Origin of the sequence: Teichococcus deserti, from assembly GCF_001982615.1 — a bacterium.
Taxonomy (GTDB): domain Bacteria; phylum Pseudomonadota; class Alphaproteobacteria; order Acetobacterales; family Acetobacteraceae; genus Pseudoroseomonas; species Pseudoroseomonas deserti.
Genome location: NZ_MLCO01000277.1, coordinates 1 through 1,700, shown reverse-complemented (window position 1 = coordinate 1,700; position 1,700 = coordinate 1). Strand labels below are relative to the sequence as shown.

Sequence of the window (1,700 nt, the reverse complement as noted above, 5' to 3'; positions counted from 1 at the left end):
GGGGGATACTATCCCCCCGGCGGGGGCTTGGGGGCGGAGCCCCCATTCTTTCAGATGACTTCCTTCAATGCCTTGATCAGTTCCCCAATCATCGCGTCGTCATGGAACGGCGTCGCGCACAACCGCAGCCGTTCCGTCCCGCGCGGCACGGTCGGGTAGTTGATCGGGGTCACGTAGAGGGAGAAGTCCTCAAGCAGCCGGCGGGCGACGGCGCGGCAGCGGTCGGCGCCGGGAACCGGGATGGGGACGATGTGGCTCTCGCTCGGCAGGCGCGGCAGGCCGTTGGCGTCCAGCGCGGCCTTCAGCGCGGCGGCGCGCTCGGCCAGGCGGGTGCGCAGCGCGGCGTCAGCGCGGATCTGGCGGATGCTGGCCAGCGCCGCCGCGGTCACCGTCGGTGGCAGGGCGGTGGTGAAGATCAGCCCGCCGGCGACCGAGCGGACATAGTCCACCAGCGCGGCCTCGCCGGCGATGTAGCCGCCATAGACGCCGATGCCCTTGGCCAGCGTGCCCTCGATGATGTCGATGCGGGCAGCGGCGCCGTCGCGCTCGGCGATGCCGGCACCTTGCGCGCCGTAGAGGCCGACCGCGTGCACCTCGTCCAGATAGGTGATGGCGCCGAAGCGCTCGGCCAGGTCGCAGATCGCGTGCAGCGGCGCGACGTCGCCTTCCATCGAATAGACGCTCTCGCAGGCGATGACCTTCGGCGTCGCCGGGTCGGCGGCGGCCAGAAGCGCTTCCAGATGGGCCAGGTCGTTGTGGCGCCAGATGTGGCGGCGGGCCGGGCTGCGCCGCATGCCGTCGATCATCGAGGCATGGTTCATCGTATCCGAGAACACCTCCATCCCCGGCAGCGCCGCCAGCAGGGAGGAAAGCGCCGCCTGGTTGGCCTGGTACCCGCTGCCGAAGAGCAGCGCAGCCGGCTTGCCGTGCCAGTCGGCGAGCTCCGCCTCCAGCGCCGCATGCAGCGGCGAGGTGCCGGAGATGTTGCGGGTGCCCCCTGCCCCGGCGCCATGCGCCTCGGCCGCGTCGCGGGCGGCCTGGCGCACCGCCGCATGGGTGCCCATGCCGAGATAGTCGTTGGCCGACCAGACGGTGATCTCGCGCGGGGCGCCGCCCGCCGGGTGCCAGCGGTAGCGCGGAAAGCGGCCGGCCAGCTTCTCCAGCTGCGCGAAGTCGCGGTAGCGGCCCTCGGCGCGCAGCGTGCCGAGATGGGCGGCGCAATGGTCGAGCAGGCTCTGGCGCGTGTTCAGGGGGCGCGTGTTCATGGCCGATAGATAGGCCAGCGCCCCGGCCCCCGGAAATGCGTCAGGGCCGGGGCAGCCAAGCTGCTCCGGCCCTGTCCTGATCGATCCTGGCGGCCTGCGGCCCGGGAGGGGGGGCGGCCCGGCGGAGGGGGTTAGTCGAGGGCTCCGCGCGGGCCGTGGGCCTCAGGCCCCGGGATCGTCAAATCAGCTGCGGACGCGGCTGGTGCCGAAGCCGCCCAGGGCGCCGGCCGAGTTGCCCACCGCCTGCGGCAGGCCGGCCGAATGGGCGCGGGTGGTGGCGACCGCGGCGGCCAGCGGGCTGCCTTCCGGCGCAGCGGAATTGCCCACCACCAGCGGCGCGCCCTGCTCGGCCGAGCGGGTCACCGGCATGGAATAGGCAAACGGGCTGCCGGTGGCCGAGGCGTTGTTGGTGTTCTCCAGCAGGTCGCGGGCCTG

The 1,700-nt window shown here is 72.9% G+C and carries 2 protein-coding genes; both read right to left on the bottom strand.

What is annotated here, in order from left to right; translation table 11 throughout:
- Positions 1–50 precede the first annotated feature (50 nt).
- On the bottom strand, positions 51–1,265 hold the full coding sequence (hemA, locus tag BKE38_RS23650; RefSeq protein ID WP_083747817.1) for a 5-aminolevulinate synthase: 1,215 nt from the start codon (positions 1,263–1,265) through the stop codon (positions 51–53).
- Between the two features lie 183 nt (positions 1,266–1,448).
- Positions 1,449–1,700, bottom strand: a 252-nt coding sequence (locus BKE38_RS32370) for a hypothetical protein (protein ID WP_076959682.1), incomplete at its 5' end; no start/stop codon positions are given.

What these genes read in the sequence shown, in the direction of transcription:
- hemA (WP_083747817.1), bottom strand. Translation starts at nt 1,265, where the DNA reads ATGAACACGCGCCCCCTGAACACGCGCCAGAGCCTGCTCGACCATTGC.